General features: G+C 72.7%; 16 protein-coding genes. All 16 read right to left on the reverse strand.

Annotated elements, in window-relative coordinates; genetic code table 11:
- Nucleotides 1-20: 20 nt before the first annotated feature.
- The 16 genes from GKC29_RS18330 to GKC29_RS18405 all read right to left on the reverse strand — a co-directional run bounded on the left by GKC29_RS18330 (nucleotide 21) and on the right by GKC29_RS18405 (nucleotide 18,401).
- A complete protein-coding gene (locus GKC29_RS18330) occupies nucleotides 21-635 on the reverse strand; it encodes an NTP transferase domain-containing protein (protein WP_230688689.1) in 615 nt (204 codons plus the stop codon).
- Nucleotides 632-1,831, reverse strand: coding sequence for a VWA domain-containing protein (locus GKC29_RS18335; RefSeq protein WP_155331992.1), 1,200 nt, complete (start codon nucleotides 1,829-1,831; stop codon nucleotides 632-634). Before GKC29_RS18335 ends, GKC29_RS18330 begins: the two co-directional genes overlap by 4 nt.
- Nucleotides 1,824-2,702, reverse strand: a complete 879-nt coding sequence (locus tag GKC29_RS18340) for a MoxR family ATPase (protein WP_155331993.1) — start codon at nucleotides 2,700-2,702, stop codon at nucleotides 1,824-1,826. Before GKC29_RS18340 ends, GKC29_RS18335 begins: the two co-directional genes overlap by 8 nt.
- Nucleotides 2,699-3,670: an XdhC family protein gene (locus GKC29_RS18345; RefSeq protein ID WP_155331994.1), complete on the reverse strand. Its 972-nt coding sequence runs from the start codon at nucleotides 3,668-3,670 to the stop codon at nucleotides 2,699-2,701. The genes GKC29_RS18340 and GKC29_RS18345 overlap by 4 nt, the downstream gene beginning before the upstream one ends.
- Complete coding sequence (locus tag GKC29_RS18350) at nucleotides 3,667-6,060, reverse strand: aerobic carbon-monoxide dehydrogenase large subunit (protein ID WP_155331995.1); 2,394 nt, start codon at nucleotides 6,058-6,060, stop codon at nucleotides 3,667-3,669. Before GKC29_RS18350 ends, GKC29_RS18345 begins: the two co-directional genes overlap by 4 nt.
- A complete protein-coding gene (locus tag GKC29_RS18355) occupies nucleotides 6,057-6,602 on the reverse strand; it encodes a (2Fe-2S)-binding protein (protein WP_155331996.1) in 546 nt (181 codons plus the stop codon). The genes GKC29_RS18350 and GKC29_RS18355 overlap by 4 nt, the downstream gene beginning before the upstream one ends.
- A 1-nt stretch (nucleotide 6,603) precedes the next feature.
- The gene (locus GKC29_RS18360; protein WP_230688690.1) at nucleotides 6,604-7,521 is read right to left on the reverse strand and encodes a xanthine dehydrogenase family protein subunit M; all 918 of its coding nucleotides are present in this window, start codon (nucleotides 7,519-7,521) and stop codon (nucleotides 6,604-6,606) included.
- A gap of 155 nt (nucleotides 7,522-7,676) precedes the next feature.
- Entirely contained in the window at nucleotides 7,677-8,618 is a 942-nt protein-coding gene (locus GKC29_RS18365) for a sugar phosphate isomerase/epimerase (protein WP_155331997.1), read from the reverse strand.
- An 18-nt stretch (nucleotides 8,619-8,636) separates the two neighbouring features.
- Nucleotides 8,637-10,748 carry a PQQ-dependent sugar dehydrogenase gene (locus GKC29_RS18370; protein ID WP_155331998.1) on the reverse strand — a complete coding sequence of 704 codons (2,112 nt, stop codon included), beginning with the start codon at nucleotides 10,746-10,748 and terminating at the stop codon, nucleotides 8,637-8,639.
- 400 nt (nucleotides 10,749-11,148) lie between these two features.
- A complete protein-coding gene (locus GKC29_RS18375; protein ID WP_155331999.1) occupies nucleotides 11,149-11,841 on the reverse strand; it encodes a hypothetical protein in 693 nt (230 codons plus the stop codon).
- Between the two features lie 94 nt (nucleotides 11,842-11,935).
- A complete protein-coding gene (locus GKC29_RS18380; protein ID WP_196255648.1) occupies nucleotides 11,936-14,761 on the reverse strand; it encodes an AAA family ATPase in 2,826 nt (941 codons plus the stop codon).
- A gap of 312 nt (nucleotides 14,762-15,073) precedes the next feature.
- Entirely contained in the window at nucleotides 15,074-15,373 is a 300-nt protein-coding gene (locus tag GKC29_RS18385; protein ID WP_155332001.1) for a hypothetical protein, read from the reverse strand.
- Nucleotides 15,374-15,394: 21 nt separating this feature from the next.
- Nucleotides 15,395-16,207, reverse strand: a complete 813-nt coding sequence (locus tag GKC29_RS18390) for a ribonuclease HI (protein WP_155332002.1) — start codon at nucleotides 16,205-16,207, stop codon at nucleotides 15,395-15,397.
- Between the two features lie 88 nt (nucleotides 16,208-16,295).
- The gene (locus GKC29_RS29605) at nucleotides 16,296-17,207 is read right to left on the reverse strand and encodes a hypothetical protein (protein ID WP_196255649.1); all 912 of its coding nucleotides are present in this window, start codon (nucleotides 17,205-17,207) and stop codon (nucleotides 16,296-16,298) included.
- Nucleotides 17,208-17,267: 60 nt separating this feature from the next.
- Nucleotides 17,268-17,792 carry a hypothetical protein gene (locus tag GKC29_RS18400; protein ID WP_155332003.1) on the reverse strand — a complete coding sequence of 175 codons (525 nt, stop codon included), beginning with the start codon at nucleotides 17,790-17,792 and terminating at the stop codon, nucleotides 17,268-17,270.
- 78 nt (nucleotides 17,793-17,870) lie between these two features.
- Nucleotides 17,871-18,401 (reverse strand): DUF4352 domain-containing protein, encoded by a 531-nt coding sequence (locus tag GKC29_RS18405; protein WP_155332004.1) that lies wholly within the window; start codon nucleotides 18,399-18,401, stop codon nucleotides 17,871-17,873.
- Nucleotides 18,402-18,447 lie beyond the last annotated feature (46 nt).

The following is an 18,447-nucleotide window of genomic DNA, read 5'->3' on the forward strand; positions in this document are numbered from 1 at the left end:
AGTTGACGACACAAGTATCACTATGGCCCCCACGGCGCCGCGCCACCAGGGGCGATGCCGTACCGCCGGGCGTCCTCGGCGGTGTCCACATCGGTCGGGTCGGCGACGCCGTCGCAGGGCACCTCCATCACCGCCGTACCGGCGGCGCGCAGGTACCGGCGGGCGCCCACGTCGCCGGCCGCGCCCGCGGCGATGCCGGCCCAGTGCGCCCGGCCGAGCAGCATGGGATGACTGCGGCGACCGCCGTACGTCGCGCACGCGAGGGCCCGCTCGTCGCCGTGCGCCGCGACGCGTCGCACCGCCTCCGGGCCGATGCCCGGGGTATCGACGAGCAGGACCAGCGCCGCCGCGGCGTCGGTATCGGCGAGCGCGGCCAGTCCCGCGCGAAGCGAGGAGGCGAGTCCGCTCTCCCAGGCCGGGTTCACGACCACGGTCGCCGCGGTCAGGTCGGCGGCGGCGCGTACCCGGTCGGCCGCTGCGCCGAGGACGACCACGACCGGGGCGCAGCCGCCGTCGCGGGCGACCTGCACCGCACGCTCCGCGAGTGGCGTGCCGCGCAGGCGCAGCAGTGCCTTCGGCCCACCGATGCGACGTCCGGCGCCGGCGGCCAGCACGAGACCCCCGACGCCGCTCACCGCGACCGCCGGGCGGCGGGCTCGGCGAGTGCGTCGAGCAGGTCGTCCAGGGCCGCGATGTCGTGGGCGCTGACCACCGCATCGCAGTACGGCCAGGCCGCGGCCATCCCACCGACGAGCGGCTGGTACCGCGCGCTCTTCGTGCGGGGATTGGCCCACACGATCCGGTACGCGAGCCGCGAGAGCCGGGCCATCTCCCGGCGGAGCTGCGCGGGGTCGCCGGTGTCCCAGCCGTCGGAGACGACCAGCACGACGGCGCCACGGGCGACGCCGCGCGCCCCGTACCGGTCGTTGAACTCCTTCAGCGTCGCGCCGATGCGCGTGCCGCCGGACCAGTCGGGCGCCGCCCGCCCGGCCCGGTCGAGCGCTTGCGCCGCGCTGGTGCGGCCGAGCAGCCGGGTCAGTCGGGTCAGCCGGGTGGCGAACGTGAACACCTCGGCGCTGGCGCCCCCGGCCGCGCAGTAGAGCAGTTGGAGCATGGCCCGGGCGTACGGCGCCATCGAGCCGGAGATGTCGCAGAGCACCACGAGGCGGCGCGGCCGGCGGTGGGGTCGTCGGCGGTGCAGCCTTACCGGGTGCCCGGCCGTTCGGCGGGCGTGCCGCAGCGTTGCCCGCAGGTCGACGGTGGAGCCGCGGGCGGCCGGCGACCGGCGCCGGGTGCGCCGGAGCGGCGTGGCCACCCGCAGCCGGCGCATCAGCTCGACCAGCCGGACCAGTTCGTCGGGGGAGAGGTCGGCGAAGTCCCGCTCGGCCAGCCGCTCGGTGGCGGCGGCGAGCGCGGGGTGGGGGATTTCGCTGGCCGCGCGGTCGCCCTGGTGACCGCGATCGGCGAACCACGGCTGGCCGCCGGGTGGGCGGGGCTGCCGGGCCGGTGCGGGCGGGGTCGGTGCCGTGCCGGGCACCGGGGGCTCGGCGTTGCCGGCGTCCCCGCGCTGCTCTCCGGGGTCGGCGAGGCCGCCGAAGACGAGGTCGAAGACGCGGTCGAAGACCGGCAGGTCGCCCCGATCGCCCACCAGCGTGGCCGTGGCGCACCAGTAGAGTGCACGGGTCGTCGTGGGCCGGACCAGCAGGACCGCGCGAGCGAAGCGCTCACTCCGGTCCGGCCCGACGGGCAACCCGGCGGCGTGCAGCGCCGCGCCGAACCGGGCCACCAGGAGCGCGAGGTCGGCCGGTCCGCGAGCGGCCAGGTCAGGCATCGCCGACCAGCCCGGCGAGCCCCGCCTGGCGTACGGTCGCCAGGTCCTCGTCGTACTTGACGACGGTGGCGAGCGTCCGCGCGGCGGCGGTCGCGTCGAGCGTGCCGATGCCGAGCACCTGCAACGCGGCGGCCCAGCTGATCGCCTCGGCGACGCCGGGCGGCTTGTACAGGTCGAGCGCGCGCATCCGGCGGACCGCCGCCGCCACCTGGTCGGCCAGCGGATCGCCCACGCCGGGCACCCGCCGGCGGACGATCTCCGCGACCCGTTGGGGATCGGGGTAGGCGATCCAGTGGTAGAGGCAGCGGCGCTTGAGCGCGTCGTGCAGGTCGCGGGTGCGGTTGGAGGTGAGAACGGCGACCGGGGGAACGGCGGCGCGACGGGTGCCCAGTTCCGGGATCGTCACGGTCGACTCGGCCAGCAGTTCGAGCAGGAATGCCTCGAACTCGTCGTCGGCGCGGTCCACCTCGTCGATGAGCAGCACGGCGGGGCGGGGCCCGGGGTGGTCGAGCGCGGTGAGCAGCGGCCGGGCCAGTAGGTACTCGTCGGTGAAGAGGTCGGCCTCGCGCAGCGCCGCACCGCCCGCCTCGGCGAGGCGGATCGCGAGGAGCTGGCGCGGGTAGTTCCACTCGTACAGCGCCTCGGCGGCGGTCAGCCCCTCGTAACACTGGAGCCGGACGAGCCGGGTGTCCAGCGCGGCCGCGAGCGCCTTGGCCGCTTCGGTCTTGCCGACCCCGGGTTCGCCCTCGAGCAGGATGGGCTGGCTCATCCGGACGGCGAGGAACAGGGCGGTGGCGAGTGACTCGTCGGCGAGGTAGCCGACGGAGTCGAGACCGGTGCGCAACGCGTCGACGTCGGTTGGCCGCGTCATCCGTCGTACCGGCCCGGATCGGCGGCGAAGGCTCTGCGGCACCCGGCGGCGCAGAAGTACCAAGTCCGCCCGGCGCGCTCCAGATGAAGGCTGGCCGGGCCGACCGCCACACTCATGCCGCAGACGGGATCGACCGCCGTGGCCGGGTCGAGCACCGTGAGCAGTGCCCTGTTCCCGGGTCCGGCGGCCTGCTCGTGGTCGTCGTGGTCGTCGCCGTGGCGTTGCGCCGGCACCGTCGCCTCCCCGGGCGTCGACGCCCGCACCTGCACGAGCTCCGCCAGTACCGACAGCGCGACGTCGCCGGGCGTGCGGGCGCCGATGTCCAATCCCGCCGGGCTCCGCACGCGGGCGGCGAGGTCGGCCGGCAGGTCGGCCCCGGCCAGCACCGTGGGGCCACGCTGACGACTCGCCACGAGCGCGACGTACGGCACGTCGGCGTGCACCGCGGCGCGGAGCACCGCCTCCTCGTCGTGCCCATGGGCGGCGACGACGACGCCGACCGTGTCCGGCGGGATCGGCGCGGCCGGGTCCGTGCTCCGTGTGACGGCGTACCCGGCGGCCGCCCCGACCTCCGCGACCGCTCGCGCGATGGGGGTGTCGCCGAAGACGTGTACGAGCGGCGCGGGCACGACCGCCTCCAGGAAGATGTCCAGCGTGCCACCGGACAGGCACGGGTTGTCCACGACGACCATGCCCTCGGCGGGCGCCTGCTCGGCGGCGGCCCCCGGGGTGACCCGCAGCAGGGTCGACTCGCCCGTCCGCAGCAGTCTCAGGCTCTGCAGCCGGACGGTCGACTCGGCGCAGGCCCCGCCCACGAAGCCCTCGATCGTCCCGTCCGGCAGGACGATCGCCCGGTAGCCCGGCTTCGCGCTGGTCGGTCGCTCGGCCCGGACAACGGTCGCGAGGACGAACGGGGTGCGCTGGGCGCGCAGCCCGTCCGCCCTCGCGAACAGGTCGACCGGTGTCATGTGAGCGCCAGGTCCGTCCGCAGCGGCCGGCCCTGGATCGTCGACCACACGTTGGCCGGGGTGAGCGGCATGTCGGCGTGCCGGACCCCGAACGGCTTGAGCGCGTCCAGGACCGCGTTCACCACCGCGCAGGGCGAACCGACGGTCGCGGACTCGCCCACGCCCTTCGCCCCGATCGGGTGGTGCGGCGACGGCGTGACCGTCTCGCCGAGCTCCCAGGACGGGCACTCCATCGCGGTGGGCAGCAGGTAGTCCATGAACGACGCGCCGAGGTGGTTGCCGTCCGGGTCGAACGCCATCACCTGCATCAGCGCCATGCCGACGCCGTCGGCGAGGCCACCGTGCACCTGGCCCTCGACGATCATGGGGTTGATCCGTACGCCGCAGTCGTCGACCGCGACGAATCGGCGCACCTTGACCTGCCCGGTGTCCGGGTCGACGTCCACCACGCAGATGTACGCCCCGAACGGGTAGGTCAGGTTGGGCGGGTTGTAGACGGTGGTCGCGTCGAGGTGGCCCTCGATGCCCTCCGGCAGCTCCAGGTTGGAGTGCGCGGCCATCGCGATCTCCTGCATCGTCTTGCCCTGCTCCGGGTCGCCGCGCACCTGCCAGCGGCCGGATTCCCACTCGAGGTCGTCGGGGGAGACCTCCAGCATCGCCGAGGCGACGATCTTCGCGCGTTCACGGACCTTGCGGGCCACGATCGCGGTGGCGGCGCCGGACACCGGCGTCGATCGCGAGCCGTACGTGCCCAGGCCGAACGGGGTCTGGTCGGTGTCGCCGTGCACCACCTCGATGTCCTCGGTCGGCAGTCCCAGCTCGTGCCCGACGATCTGCGCGAACGTCGTCTCGTGGCCCTGCCCCTGGGTCTGCACCGAGATGCGCAGCACCGCCTTGCCGGTCGGGTGCACCCGCAGTTCGGCGCCGTCGGCCATGCCCAGCCCGAGGATGTCCATGTGCTTGCGCGGCCCCGCGCCGACCGCCTCGGTGAAGAAGGCGACGCCGATGCCGGTCAGCGAGCCGCGCCCGTGCGCCTCCCGGTGGGCCAGCTTCGCCGCCTGCTCGCGCCGCAGCTCGTCGTACCCGGCCATGTCCATGGCCAGCCGCAGCGCCTTCGGGTAGTCGCCGGAGTCGTACTCCCACCCGGTGGCGCAGGTGTACGGGAACTGCTCCGGCCGGATCAGGTTCTTCATGCGCAGTTCGGCCGGGTCCATGTCCAGCTCGTACGCGAGCACGTCGACGATCCGCTCGACCAGGTAGACCGCCTCGGTGATGCGGAACGAGCAGGCGTACGCCACGCCGCCCGGCGCCTTGTTCGTGTAGACGCCGGTGACCTTGCAGTGCGCCGCCTCCAGGTCGTAGGAGCCGGTGAAGACGTGGAAGAACCCGGCCGGGAACTTGGTCGGCTGCGCGGTCGCGTTGAACGCGCCGTGGTCGGCCAGCACGTTCACGCGTACGCCGAGGATCCTGCCGTCCCGGGTGGCCGCGATCTCGCCACGCATGTGGTAGTCACGGGCGAAGGCCGTGCTCATCAGGTGTTCGGAGCGGTCCTCCACCCACTTCACCGGCTTCCCGCTGACGATCGAGCCGACGACCGCCAGCACGTATCCCGGGTAGATGCCGACCTTGCCGCCGAAGCCGCCGCCGATGTCCGGCGAGATGATCCGGATCTTGTGTTCGGGCAGTCCGGCGACGAGCGCGTACACGGTGCGGTGCGCGTGCGGCGCCTGCGTGGTCGTCCACATCGTCAGCTTCCCGGTGACCTTGTCGAAGTCGGCCACCGCGCCGCACGTCTCGAGCGGCGCCGGGTGCACCCGCGGGTAGAGGATGTCCTGCGCCACCACCACGTCGGCGCGGGCGAACACGTCGTCGGTCCTGGCCCGGTCGCCGGCCTCCCAGTCGAAGATGTGGTTCGTCGTGCGGTCCTCGAGGTCGTCGCGGATCACCGGCGCGTCCGGGTCCAGCGCCCGCTTCGCGTCCACGACCGGGGTCAGCGGCTCGTACTCCACCTCGATCAGCTCGACCGCGTCCCGCGCCGAGTAGTGGTCCTCCGCGATGACGAACGCGACCTCCTGACCCTGGTAGCGCACCTTGTCGGTGGCGAGCACGGCCTGCACGTCGTACGACAGGGTGGGCATCCAGGCCAGGTTGAGACCCTTCAGGGTCTCCCCGGTGACGACCGCCTTCACCTTCGGGTGCGCCTCCGCGGCGGAGGTGTCGATCGACACGATGCGCGCGTGCGCGAACGGGCTGCGCAGCATCGCGCCGTGCAGCATGCCCGGCAGCCGCACGTCGTCGACGTACGTGCCCCGGCCGCGCAGGAACCGGGCGTCCTCCTTGCGCAGCGTCCGGCCGAAGCCGACCGTCGCGCGTTCCTCCGTGACCGTCATGCCGGCACCTCCTGGGCGCTCTCGTCGGCGGCGTCCCGCGGGGTGGGCACCGAGCCCGCCGTGGCCTGGCCCGTGCCCGCCGTGGCTTGGTGCGCGGCGGCCCAGCGGACCGAGCGCACGATGTTCTCGTACCCGGTGCACCGGCACAGCTGGCCGGAGATCGCCTCGCGGATCCGCTGCTCCGACGGGTCCGGGTCACGGTCGAGCAGCGCCCGGGAGGTCATCAGCATGCCCGGCGTGCAGAAGCCGCACTGCAGCCCGTGACACTCCATGAAGCCCTGCTGCACCGGGTCGAGCTGCCCGTCGCGCTCCAGGCTCTCGACCGTACGCACCTCGTGCCCGGCCGCCATCACGGCCAGCACCGTGCACGACTTGACCGGCCGACCGTCCAGCAGCACCACGCAGGTGCCGCAGTTGGACGTGTCGCAACCCCAGTGGGTGCCGGTCAGGCCCAACGTCTCGCGCAGGAAGTGCACGAGCAGTAGGCGCGGCTCCACCTCGCGGGTCTCGTCGACCCCGTTGACGTTGACCGTGATCCGCACGTCAGCCCTCCTCGCCCCGGGCGCGGGCGGCTGCCCGGCGCAGCGCGCGCGTGGTCAGTTCCGCCGCCAGGTGCCGCTTGTAGTCCTCCGGGCCGCGCTGGTCGGCGACCGGGCTGCACTCCGCCGCCGCGGCCCGGCCGGCCGCGACGAAGGTCTCCTCGGTCGCCGACGCGCCGCGCAGCACCGCCTCCGCCTGCGGCGACACGAAGTGCGGGGCGCCGACGGCGGTCAGGCCGACGCCCGCATCGGCGATGGAGTCGCCGGAGAGCCACAGCACCGCGCCGGCGGCCGCGACCGGGTAGTCGCCGACCCGGCGCTCCACCTTCTCGTACGCGCTCCCGCCGCCACCCCGGATCGGCACACACAGCTCAACCAGCAGTTCCTGCGGCGCGAGCACCGTCTCATACGGTCCACGGTGGAGTTGCCGGACGGGAACCGTACGGGTGCCGTCGGGCCCGCGCAGCACGGCGGTGGCGTGCACCGCGGCGAACACGGCGGACAGATCCTCCGACGGGTCGGCCTGGCACAGCGAGCCGCCGACCGTGCCGAAGTTGCGGACCACCGGGTCGGCGATCACCCGCTCCGCGTCGTGGAAGATCGGGAAGTGCTCACCGGCGACGGCGGACTCGAGCAGCTCGCTGTGCCGGGTCAGCGCGCCGATGCACAGCTCGTCCCCCTGGACGCGCACGTACGACAACTCGCGGAGGTCGTTGATGTCGACCAGCGCGTCCGGCCGCGCCAGCCGCAGCTTCATCATCGGAATCAGGCTGTGCCCGCCGGCGACCACGCGCGCCTCGGGGCCGTGTCTCGTCAGTAGCTCGATCGCGTTCTCGACGCTGGTTGCTCGCTCGTAGGCGAATGGTGCCGGAACCTGCATCCGCACCTCCGTGGCCGTGAACCGCCGCACGGCGGCGGTCATCGAGGATGATCGCACGAACAGTGTCGATTCTTGCCCCGTCAACCACCGGTGGGCAATCCCCATTGGCGGCATTCCCGCGCCGCCGTCCCGTTGACGTGCCAGGGCCGGCAGTTGCGCACTGCCGGCCCTGGCTCCCAATCAGTACCCGCGGTTGGTCAGAACCGCAGCCTGCGCAGGTAGCGGTAGCCGACCTCGGCCGTCTGCTGCGGCGTCACGTCGGGGGTGTCGTTCTCGACGATGTACTCGAGCACCGAGTGCTTCCGGAAGATCCTCCCGAAGTCGATCATCCCGGTGCCCAGGTCGGCCATGTCGCCGGTGGACTCGTGCCGGTCCTTCACGTGGTACTGAAGGACGCGCTGCGGCGCCGAGCGGATCACGTCGAGCGTGAAGCCCTCCGGGTCCGCCGCGCCGTCGCCGGACTCGATGCCGCCGGTGACCGCCCAGTAGATGTCAATCTCCAGGTGGACGAGCTTCGGGTCCAGCTCCGCGGTCAGGATGTCCCACGGCCGCTTGCCGCCGCCGAGGTCGATGGTGAACTCGTGGGCGTGGTTGTGGTAGCCGTACCGCAGGCCGGCCGCCCGGGCCGCGGCCGCCTCCACGTTCATCTGCTCCGCCCAGCGCTTCCAGTCGTCCGCCTTGTCGGAGTTCAGGTACGGCACCACCATGAACGACTGGCCCAGGGTGACCGCGTTCTCGATCTTCTGCTCCAGACCGGCGGCGTCGGCGCTGATCCCGTCGTGGCTGGACGTCGACCGGATGCCGATGCCGTCCAGGAACTGGCGCAGCTGCGCGGCGGTCCGCCCGAAGTATCCGAGCGCCAGCTCCACGCGCGGGTACCCGATCCGGGCGAGGTGGGTCAGGGTGGCGTCGTACCCGGGAGCGCCCCACAGCGCGTCGCGTACCGTCCACAGCTGGATGCTGATCAGGCCCGGCGGCACGTGGCGCCGGCCGGTCGGCTTGATGGTCGCTTCGGCGTCCGTCGCGCCGAGCCCCGCCCCGAGGCCCACACCGGCGAGCACCGCCAGTGATCCGCCCAGCAGGCTCCGCCGGTCAAGGGAGCGCTGCAGCGCCGCTGTCCCGTCGTATCCGTAACACATGATGACTCCTTCGTGGTCTTACGCGGTGGGGACCAGGACCACCTGGTCCGTTCCGGTCAGGGCGGGCAGACCGTCGCCACCCGCGTCGGTGTAGGAGGCGACGAACACGCCGGTCAGGTCGTCTTCGCTCGGGTCGTGGCCGGACGGCACGGTGGTCTGGATCGAGCCGGTGCAGCCGTTGGCGGTGGTCTGCGGGTGCCCGTGGTCGTCGTGGCCGAGGATGTACGTGACGCTGACCCGTGAGCAGTCCACCGGCTGGTCGTCGGCCACCCGTACCTCGAACTGCACGGTGTCACCGAACGAGAAGGCCTGCCCGTCGGCCGGCCGGACCAGCTCCACCACCGGCGTGGCGTTGCCGACCACGATCCGGACCGACGCGGAGGCCGACAGGCCGCCGCGGTCGCGCACCTGGAGGGTGGCGTTGTAGAGGCCGTTCTCCCGGTAGGTGAACGTGGGGTTCGCCGCCCGCGAGTCGACCTTGCCGTCGTTGTCGAAGTCCCACGCGTACCTCAGCCGGTCGCCGTCGTAGTCGGTGGTGCCCTCGCTGGAGAACGTGACCGTCAGCGGCGTGACCCCGTCGGTGGGCGTCGCCGACACCTGCGGTACCGGCGTGTGGTTGCCGGTCCAGCCGGTGTAGTCGATCCGGGCCAGCTGCGCGTCCGGGTTCTCGCTGAAGAAGCCGTCGCCGTACTCGAGCACGTAGAGCGCGCCGTCCGGGCCGAACTCCAGGTCCATCGGGTTGTCGAAGACGAACGAGGGGAGCACCGGCTCGATCGCGGTCACGGCGCCGGCGGCGTTCTGCCGGAAGCCCTTCACGTAGTCCCGGGTCCACTCGTGGAACAGCGGGATGCCGTCGTAGTACGCCGGCCACGCCACCGGGGCTCGTCCCTTGGTGGTCGGGCGGGAGTACTGGTACGCCGGGCCGGCCATCGGGCCGATGCCGCCGGTGCCCAGCTCGGGGAACTGCGCCGACGGGCCGTAGCGGTACCACACCTGCGGCTGCTCCACCGGCGGCAGCTGCCGCAGACCGGTGTTGTTCGGCGACTCGTTGACCGGCGCGGCGCAGTCGAACGGCGCCCCGGACGTCCCGGTGGCGAAGTCGTAGTCCACGTACGGCAGCTGCGCGGTGGCGCAGTACGGCCAGCCGTAGTTGCCCGCCTCGCGGGCGGCGAGCCACTTGCCGTGCCCGGCCGGTCCCCGCGACGGGTCGGGCTCTCCGGCGTCCGGTGAGTAGTCCGCGACGTACAGCTCGTCGGTCTCGCGGTTCAGCTCGATCCGGAACGGGTTGCGCAGGCCCATCAGGTAGATCTCGGGCCGGGTGCCGGCCGTGCCCGCCGGGAAGAGGTTCCCCTCCGGGATCGTGTACGACCCGTTCGCGCCCACCGTGATGCGCAGGATCTTGCCGCGCAGGTCGTTGGTGTTGGCGGAGGTGCGCTGCGCGTCGTACGCCGGGTTGCGGCCGGGGCGCTCGTCGATCGGCGCGTAGCCGCCGGACTCGAACGGGTTGGTGTCGTCACCGGTGGACAGGTACAGGTTGCCCTCGGAGTCGAAGACGATGTCGCCGCCGACGTGGCAGCAGATCCCCCGATCGACCGGGACGTCGAGGATCTGCTGCTCGGTGGCCAGGTCAAGCTTGTCCTTGACGAACCGGAACCGGGAGAGCCGGATGACGCCCTTGAACGGCGCGAAGTCCTCCGCCGTGCCCCAGGCCGGCGCGTCGCCCTCGTTGACGCCCGGTGTCGACGGGTCGTCAACCGGGGTGTCCATCGGCGGGGAGTAGTACAGGTAGACCCAGTTGTTGCCGGCCTTGCCGAAGTTCGGGTCGATCGCGACGTTCTGCAGGCCCTCCTCGTCGTGCCGGTAAACGTCGAGGGTCGCGGCGAGGGTGTTGCGGCCGGACCGGGGGTCGTGCAGCCAGACCTCGCCGGGGCGGGTCACGTGCAGCACCCGGCTGTCGGGCAGCACGGCGAGGTCCATCGGCTCGCCCGGGCTGTCGTTGAGGGTCACCTTCTGGAAGTCGCTCTCCGGCGGCGCGGCTGTCGTGCCGGGCTCGGCGGTCGCGGCGGTGGGGGTGGCGACGAGCGCCAGGGTGGTCAGGCCCGCTACGGCGAGCACGAGTCGTCTCTTCATCTGCCTCTCCTTGTTCTGGGGACTGGTCGGGGCAGGTGCGCTGATTCCTCTCTTGTGGACTGATTTCGGGCAGTGCGAAGCCGCCCGTCGACGGGCTGGGGCGACGGGCGAACGTTCCGGGCTGTGGGGGTGGGGACCGGGTCAGGTGGGGGACGGCTGCCAGTTCCGTGCCGATGCCTCGGTCGCGAGCGGGCCGCGGCGAGCGCGCTGCTCAACCTCCGGCCGGTTCACCTCGACCAGATACATCGACACGGGCCGACGCTACAAAAGACGTACACATATGTCCATAGCTTTCGTCATCGGCAGCGCAACTTTTTCTCGTGTCGACGAAAGTTTCCCGGCTGCTCAACGCAGTGCGGCGCCGGGCCCGAAGGCCCGGCGCCGCGATCCGACGAAGGGGTCAGTTGAGGCCCTTGGCGTCGATGTCGAGTTCCTCGATGCGGGTCTTGTCCTTGTTCCACTTGCTCACCCGGTGCATCAGGTACGCGAATGTCGTCTTCTCCTCGAGCACGATCGTCGCCCCGCCGCTCGTGCTACCGGAGTGCTTGGCGGTCAGCTCCAGCTTCGCCGCGCCGGTGACCTCGGCCTCGATCGCGCCGGTCGACGTCCCGGCGGCGGCGAACGACTCGGCGATCTTCCCCTCGACCACGACGAACACCGTCGAGACGACGCGGCCGTCGCGGCCCTCCTGGGCGAGGAAGCGCCGCGCCCCGGAGGCCTCGTTGTTCAGCAGCGCCCGCAGCGGGCCCTCGTCGATGACGAACTTCGCCAGCTTCAGGTCGGCGCTCCTCGCCCGCTCGTACGTGAACGTCGCGGTGCCGGAGGCGCCGAGGGTGAAGTACTTCAGCCCGCCGTCGGTCTCGACGTCCACCCGGGTCTGGCGGTTCCAGTCGATGTCGACGGTGGTGACGTAGCGGACCTTGCCCTTCAGCAGGTCCCGCTGGATGTGGTTGGTGACGTTGAGGCTCGCCTTCGACCCCAGCGGGTCCTCCTTCTCGCCGTAGGAGCAGATCAGCACGTCCTCGGCCTTGTCCCGGAAGTACCGCTCCCCGTTGTAGACGAACGTGTGCTTGCCGACCCTTGTCTCGGCCATGATCCGATTCCTTTGCTCGTGGGCCCCGAACGGGCCCTGCCTGCGGATACACCGAGCATCGGCGCCGGCCACGGCGGGCAGTAGCGGGATTCCCCTACACCTTCCGGTGGCGGTCAGCGGGTACCGCTGCCGCGCCGCCCCGCCGTGTCGCCGCCGCGGCGCGGCGTACGGTGAGGCTGCCGTCCATCACCAGGCGGGTGAGGTCACTGCGGGACCGGATCCGCAGCTTGCGGTACGTGCGCGTCAGGTGGGCCTCCACCGTGGCCACGCTCATGAACAGCTCCCGGGCGATCTCCCGGTTCGTACGCCCCTCGGCGACCAGCGCCGCGACGCGGGTCTCGGCCGCCGTCAACTCCCCGGACGCTCGGCCCGGGGCGACCCGCTCGAGTCCCTCGGCCGCGCGCTGCGCCCACAGCCGGGCACCCATGGCGGCGAACTCCCCGCGCGCCTCGGCGTACGCGTCGGCGGCCAGCGTGCGCTGCCCGGCCCGCTGGTGCGCGCGAGCGGCCAGCAGGACGGCGCGCGCCGCGTCCGGCCGGTATCCGAGTGCGCTGAACGTGGCGGCCGAGCGGCACAACGCCACGGCCGCCTGTCCGGCGTCGCGCGCCAGGGCCACCGTGCCCGATGCCCGATCGAGAGCCGCGTCCGCCCAGGCGCCGCACCCCGGCACCTGGCCCGTCAGTCGTTCCAGCAGCGCCTCGGCGGTGTCGTACTGCCCGGCCAGGACCGTCGCCTCGATCGCGTCGGGCAGTGCCGGCACCGCGCCCGGATGGCGCAGCCCCATCTCGTCCAAGAGGTGGACAGCGTCCAGCAGCTCCGCGGCGGCAGCCCGCGGATCGCCCTCGGAGAGCGCCAGCAGCCCGAGGACGCTCCGCGCCCGGGCGATGCCGGGCCGCTCACCGCGCCGGGTGGCCTGGGCGATGCGCCGCCCGGCGACAACGCGGGCCTCATCGGCACGGCCCAGCCAGGCGGCCACCAGGGCGAGCCGGTAGAAGATCCAGGACTCGACGTGGGCGTCCTCGCAGTCCCGCGCGGACTCCACCGCCTGCCCGAGCAGCCGGTCGGCCCGAGCCAGGTTGCCGGCCGCTCCCTCGACGGCGGCCAGGTCGTAGAGACTGTACGGCTTCCACCGCTCGTGGTTCTGCCGCTCGGCGTGCGCGACGGCGGCCTCCAGCAGATCCCTCGCCCGGGCCAGGTCACCCGCCCACATCAGCTGCTCGGCGCGGAGAACCCGCGGGCCGGCCCACAGCGGCGGACGCCCTATCTCGTCCTCCAGCGCGACGGCCCGGTCCATCAGATCCGGCCGGGGCGTGCCGGCGAGGGTCTCCATGTTGGACAGGCCTGCGGCCGCCGACATCTGGAACTCCCGGTCGCCGCTGCGCTCGGCGTACCGGAGGGCCTCCCGCGCGTACCGGATGCCGCCGGGCAGGTCGCCCCGGAACACACCGCGCAGCCAACCCAGCTGGTCGAGGAGCCGGCCCCGCAGCGCCTCGTCGTCACCGGCCTCGTCCAGGGCCCGCTCCAGCAGCGCCTCGCCGGTGTCGATGTCGTCGTCCTCCAGCTGGGCGCGGGCGACCAGCGCCTCGGCCCGGGCCGGTCCACTCGGCAACCGGGCGATCGCCCGGTCGGCGATGTCGAGCGCCTGACCCATGTCGCCCGCGGCGGCCAGGTGCCGGATCAGCTCCAGCGTGCGCCGGCGTTCCGCGTCGGTATCGGACGGCGGGGTCAGCCGAAGGCTCTGCTCGGCGAACTCGGCGGCCGTCCCGAGGGCACCCCGCGCACTCGCCCGGCCGGCGGCCTCCTCCAGCGCGGTGGCGACCGCCGGGTCCGGCTCCTCCGTGCACCGCGCGAGGTGCCGCGCACGCAGATCGGCGTCGTCGGTGAGATCGGCGAGGCGCGCGTGCAGGCGCCGCCGGGTGAGCGGCCCCACCCGGTCGTAGAGGACCGAGCCGATCATCGGATGCGAGAATCGGACCGTCAGGTCCGCGTCGACGGTCAGCAGGCCCGACCGGGCCGCCACGTCGAGCAACCGGTCCACGTCCTGCTCCGGCAGCGCCCGGCGGACCTGCGCCACCGATCCGCGGGCGAGCGCCGAGACCGTCTCCAGCAGCGCCAGCAGATCCGCCGGTAGGCCGTCCAGCCGCAGGCCGATCGCCGTCTGCAGCGACTCCGGCATCCGCAGGTTCGGCGGTGCGTCACGGCCGTCGGTCAGGCCGCGCTGGGTGCCGCCGCCGGCGGCCAGGCCGCGCGCCAGTTCGAGGGCGAACATCGGGTTCCCGCCGGACACCTCGTAGAGCCGGCGCAACGTACGGGGGGAGACCGTGGACAGCACCCCGCCGACCAGCCGCCGGACGGCGGGCGGGTCGAGCGGGCCGATGTCGACGGTGTCGAGCCGCCCGGGCGGCAGCAGGTTGCGCAGGTCCAGCAGGTCCGGAGCCGGCGAACCGGTCCGCATGGTGGCGAGGATCCCCACCCGCTCGCTGTCCAGGCGACGCAGCGCGTACCGCAGCGCGCGGGCCGACGCGGCGTCCAGCCACTGCAGATCGTCGATCGCGATCAGCGCCGGCCGTTCGGCGGCGACGTCGCGCAGGACGCCCAGCACGGTCCGGCCGCGCGCGATCGGGTCGGCCGCGCCGGTCAAGGCGACCGGATCCGGTATGTGGTGCTCGAGCAGGTCGACCAGCCCGGAGTACGCGTGCGCCAACTCCTCCGCGACCGGCCGGGTCACCAGGACCGTGCCGCCGGCCGACCGCCAGGCGGACAGCGCCTGACGCCAGAGCGTGGTCTTGCCGATGCCGGGATCGCCCCGCAGCAGCAGGGCGCGCGCACCGTCGGCCACCGTGGTCGACCAGGCCGCGACCAGCGAAGACTCCCGCTCGCGGCCCACCACCGGCGCGTCGCGGAGGCTGGCCTGGCTCACCCCGTCATTGTCCACGGGGGGCGTTCAGGATCGCTACGGTGCGTGTCTGTCGCGTCGGTGACGCCGGGCCGTGGCGAGCAGATCTTCAAGCGCTTCATGCGACCGTCCGGTGGCGGTCGCCAACGCGTTGAGCGGGTCGGCGTGCCCGCGCTCGGTGATGACGAGACGGTGTCCCGGCGGTCGCGAGGCCCGACGTCAGCGGCGGTCGCAGCGGCGGCGCCGCGTAGGGCGCCGGTCCGGCGGGCAGCGAGGGGTACGGGCCGGGCGGGCCAGCCGGGTACGGCCGGCCGGGCTCGTGGTTTGGCAGGTAGGTCATCGGTTCTCACCCCACGGACGGCCGGCGGCCCGCAGGTGGGTCACGAGCGTCCCGACGGGGATGCCCAGGACGGCGGCCAGCAACGTCAACGGCTCGGGGTGACCCTTGGCGGTGATGTCGTCGAAGATGGCCAGCAGGCCGCGCAGCCGGGCGTCCGCCGCTTCGGGGCCGGTGGGCAGCTCGGCGATCCGCCGCTCCACGTACCGCCGGGTGACGATCTGGTGCGCCACCGCGCGGTGCGTCTCGTTGTCGGGGCCGGGCGCTGCCGGCGGCTGGGCGTTCGGGCTCTGGTTCATGGGTGCTTGACTCCCGTGTGGTCAGCGGGCGGCGTGCCAGTCGCGCAAGAACGCGTCGACCAGGGCGTGTGCCCGCGGACGGACGTCGAAGGTTTCGCCGAGCCGGCGGCGCGCCATGTGCGACAGGGCGTCGGCGGCCTCGTTGAGCGCGTGGCCGGTGTGTCCCTTCACGTGGGCGAAGGACAGATCGGGTCGCCGGCTCACCAGCTCCGCCAGGCGGACGAGGGTGGGCTGGGGCGACCACCGGCGCGGCCGCAGGCTGTACCCGCTCGGCATCACGCCGGTCTCACCGGTCTGCCAGCGGCGCAGGTAGCGCAGGGCGGCCAGGCTGTCCAGGAGCACGGCCATCCCCGCGGGCACCTCGTCGTACCCGCCGAGCAGGAAGTCGACCGCGCGCAGCTCGTTGATCAGCACCCGGGAGCGACCGGTGGGGTCCATCGGGCCGGTGCCCCGGCCACGTAGGCCGTAGTGGCCGTCGCTGACGACGTACGCGATGCCGCCGGCGCGCCCCTTCCAGCTCGCGTCGGTCGCGGCGACCAGCGGCGCGGACGTCCCCGCCCAGCGGCCGACCCGGCCGCGACCGTGCTGGTCGTCCGGGCGCGGCCGGCACGACGCGCCATGCACCGCGGCCTGCTGCTCCGCCCCGTCGAGCAGGTGCCGCGCCGAGTCGAGCTCGTCCCAGTGCACGGCGGTCAGGGCCAGCCGCACGGCGTCGCCGATGCGCTGACAGTCCGCGCAGCGGGTCGGCCGGGCGTAGGACCGGAGGGCGACGGCCCGGTCGTGCAGGGGAGCGGGGAGGTGGTCCAGGGCGCGCAGGAACTCATCGGTACGCACGACGCCTCCTGACGTCTCGCGAGGATGGGGGAGGGGAGCCGGACGATGGTGCTCGCCTCGGCGCTGTGGAGCTGATGTCGCAGACGGATCAGGCCGGCGTGATGGTCCAGTTGCCGTCGGCGGTGATCTGGACGAGGGCGGGCGCCTCCAGCGGCCGGACACCGGAGTAGCCGCCGATCTCGTTGACCAGCAGGCCGCCCTCACCGGTCTCCAGGGAGTAGGCATGGACGACGAAGTTCGAGTCGCCTCGCGAGTGGGTGATCTTCGCGGCGGTCGCCGCGCCGTCCATCACGATCACGTCGTCGCCCTTGCCGGCGGCCTTCCCGGTGGGAGCCTTGGTGGCCATCTGGTCCACCGTGCCGATCGTCAGGGTCCAGGACCCGGACGCCTCGATCTCGAACTGGGTGGTGAGCGAGCCGTCCTCGAGATTGATCCACCGCTTGCCCGTGTAGGAGCCGATCTCGTTGACGAGCAGGCCGTCACCATCGCTGCGCAGGACGGTGTTGCTGGAACACTTGCAGGCGAACTTGATGACCGCCAGGTCGGTGAGGTCGGGGATGCGCACCACGTCGTCGCCGCGGCCCTTGATCACCTTCGGCTTCGGAGCCGGCGGAGGCATCGTCGGTTCCGGGGCGGTCGTCGCGGGAGCGGCCGTGGTGGGGGCGGCGGACGTCGGCGCAGCGGTGGTGGGGGCGCTGCTGGTCGGAGTCGCCGACTGCGAGCTGCTAGCGCCGGTGGTCTCCTCGGGGTCGCCGGCACTGATCGCACCGATGACGGCGCCACCGCAGCACAGGGCGACGACGAGAGCGAGGCCGCCGACCAGCCAGGCGCGCGCGTTGGAGCCCTTGCCCGGCAGGGCAGCTCCCGGAAGGGTGGCCCCGAGCGGAGGGGCCGTAGCTGCGGGCGGTACGGCAGGGTTGACCGGGGGATGGGGGAGTTGCGGCGCGGGGACGGTCCGCTCGGCGGGGTGCTCGTGCCCGAACTTGTGCTGATCGCTCATGGCGAGTTCTCCTGTCCCGAGGTCGAGGAACGGCGAAGTGGATCGGGCGAGCCCGCGTGATCAGTCGGCGGTGGTGAGGACCATCTGGAGCCCGTGGTCCGGGTGGTAGCTCCAGGAAGCGCGCATCTTGTCCCACTCGCCGCTCTGTCGACCGTCGAGCGCGCGGGTGGCACCGATCTCCGAGACGATCGCGTCCGGGACATCGAGTGCCTGCCAGTAGCACAGGAGAACGCTGTAAGAGAGGCCTGCGTCTTCCTCGCCGGCGCCGTGGAGGGTCAACGTCCTACCCTCGTCGCCAAGCTCGGCGTAGAGGGTGTTGCCGGGGCTGCACTCTTCCCGGGCCGCGGCGAGTTCGGACTGCTTCTTCTCCGCCTCGCCTTCGGCCTCGGAGTCGCCGCTCATCAAAGCGGCAGCACCTCCGACGCCGATGAACAGCAAGGCGGTCGCCGCCACAGCCAGCAGGAGCTTTCCGTTGCGCTTCCCACTCGTCGGCGCGACGGCTGGAGTCGCCGCCTCTTCCGGATCGACCGAGGTTGGCGGGGTTGCGGGCTGGTCGGGCGGAACGGGCGCGGTCGGGTCGGTCATGGCGTACTCCTGGTGTGAACGGCGAGCTGTGAACAGTCGGGGCGGGCGGGGAGGGGCCCGCCCCGACAGGGGGAGGGGTCAGCTGAGGGCGACCTCGACGCCGCCGGAGAAGGCCGAGTCGTGCAGCTCGAGCTTGGTGAGCTTGACGTTCTTCGGGATGTCGAAGACGAACACTCCGGTCACCTGGTTGCCGGGGTTGATCTCCTCGAAGAAGGTGCTGCCGTCCTTGTTGGCGTAGAGGCCCGCCTCGGTGTCGGAGGAGTACTCGGTGCCGTCCGCCGAGTAGGCCTTCTGGCTGCTGCCGTCCAGCGTCTGAGCCTCCTTGCCGATGTTCTTCACGTTGACGGTGACGAGGCAGAACTGGCCCTGGGCCTTGTCGCCGATCAGGTCGGAGCCGACCTTGGCGACGCCGCACTTGTTCGACTTCACGGTGAACTCGAACTTCCCGTCCCGGACGGCCTGGCCGATCTTCGCCGTCTTGGGCTTGTCCTCGCCCTTGGCGGCGGTGTCGCTGCCGCCGGAGCTGCCGGCCTCGTCGGTGGCGCCGGCGCCGCAGCCCAGCGCGATGAGGGCGGTGGCGAACAGGGCGAACGTGGTGGTCTTGCGCATCGTTGTCCTCCTGGTGTGAACGTTGCGGCGTCAATAAGAGCATGAG

This window comes from Micromonospora sp. WMMC415 (assembly GCF_009707425.1).
Classification (GTDB): domain Bacteria; phylum Actinomycetota; class Actinomycetes; order Mycobacteriales; family Micromonosporaceae; genus Micromonospora.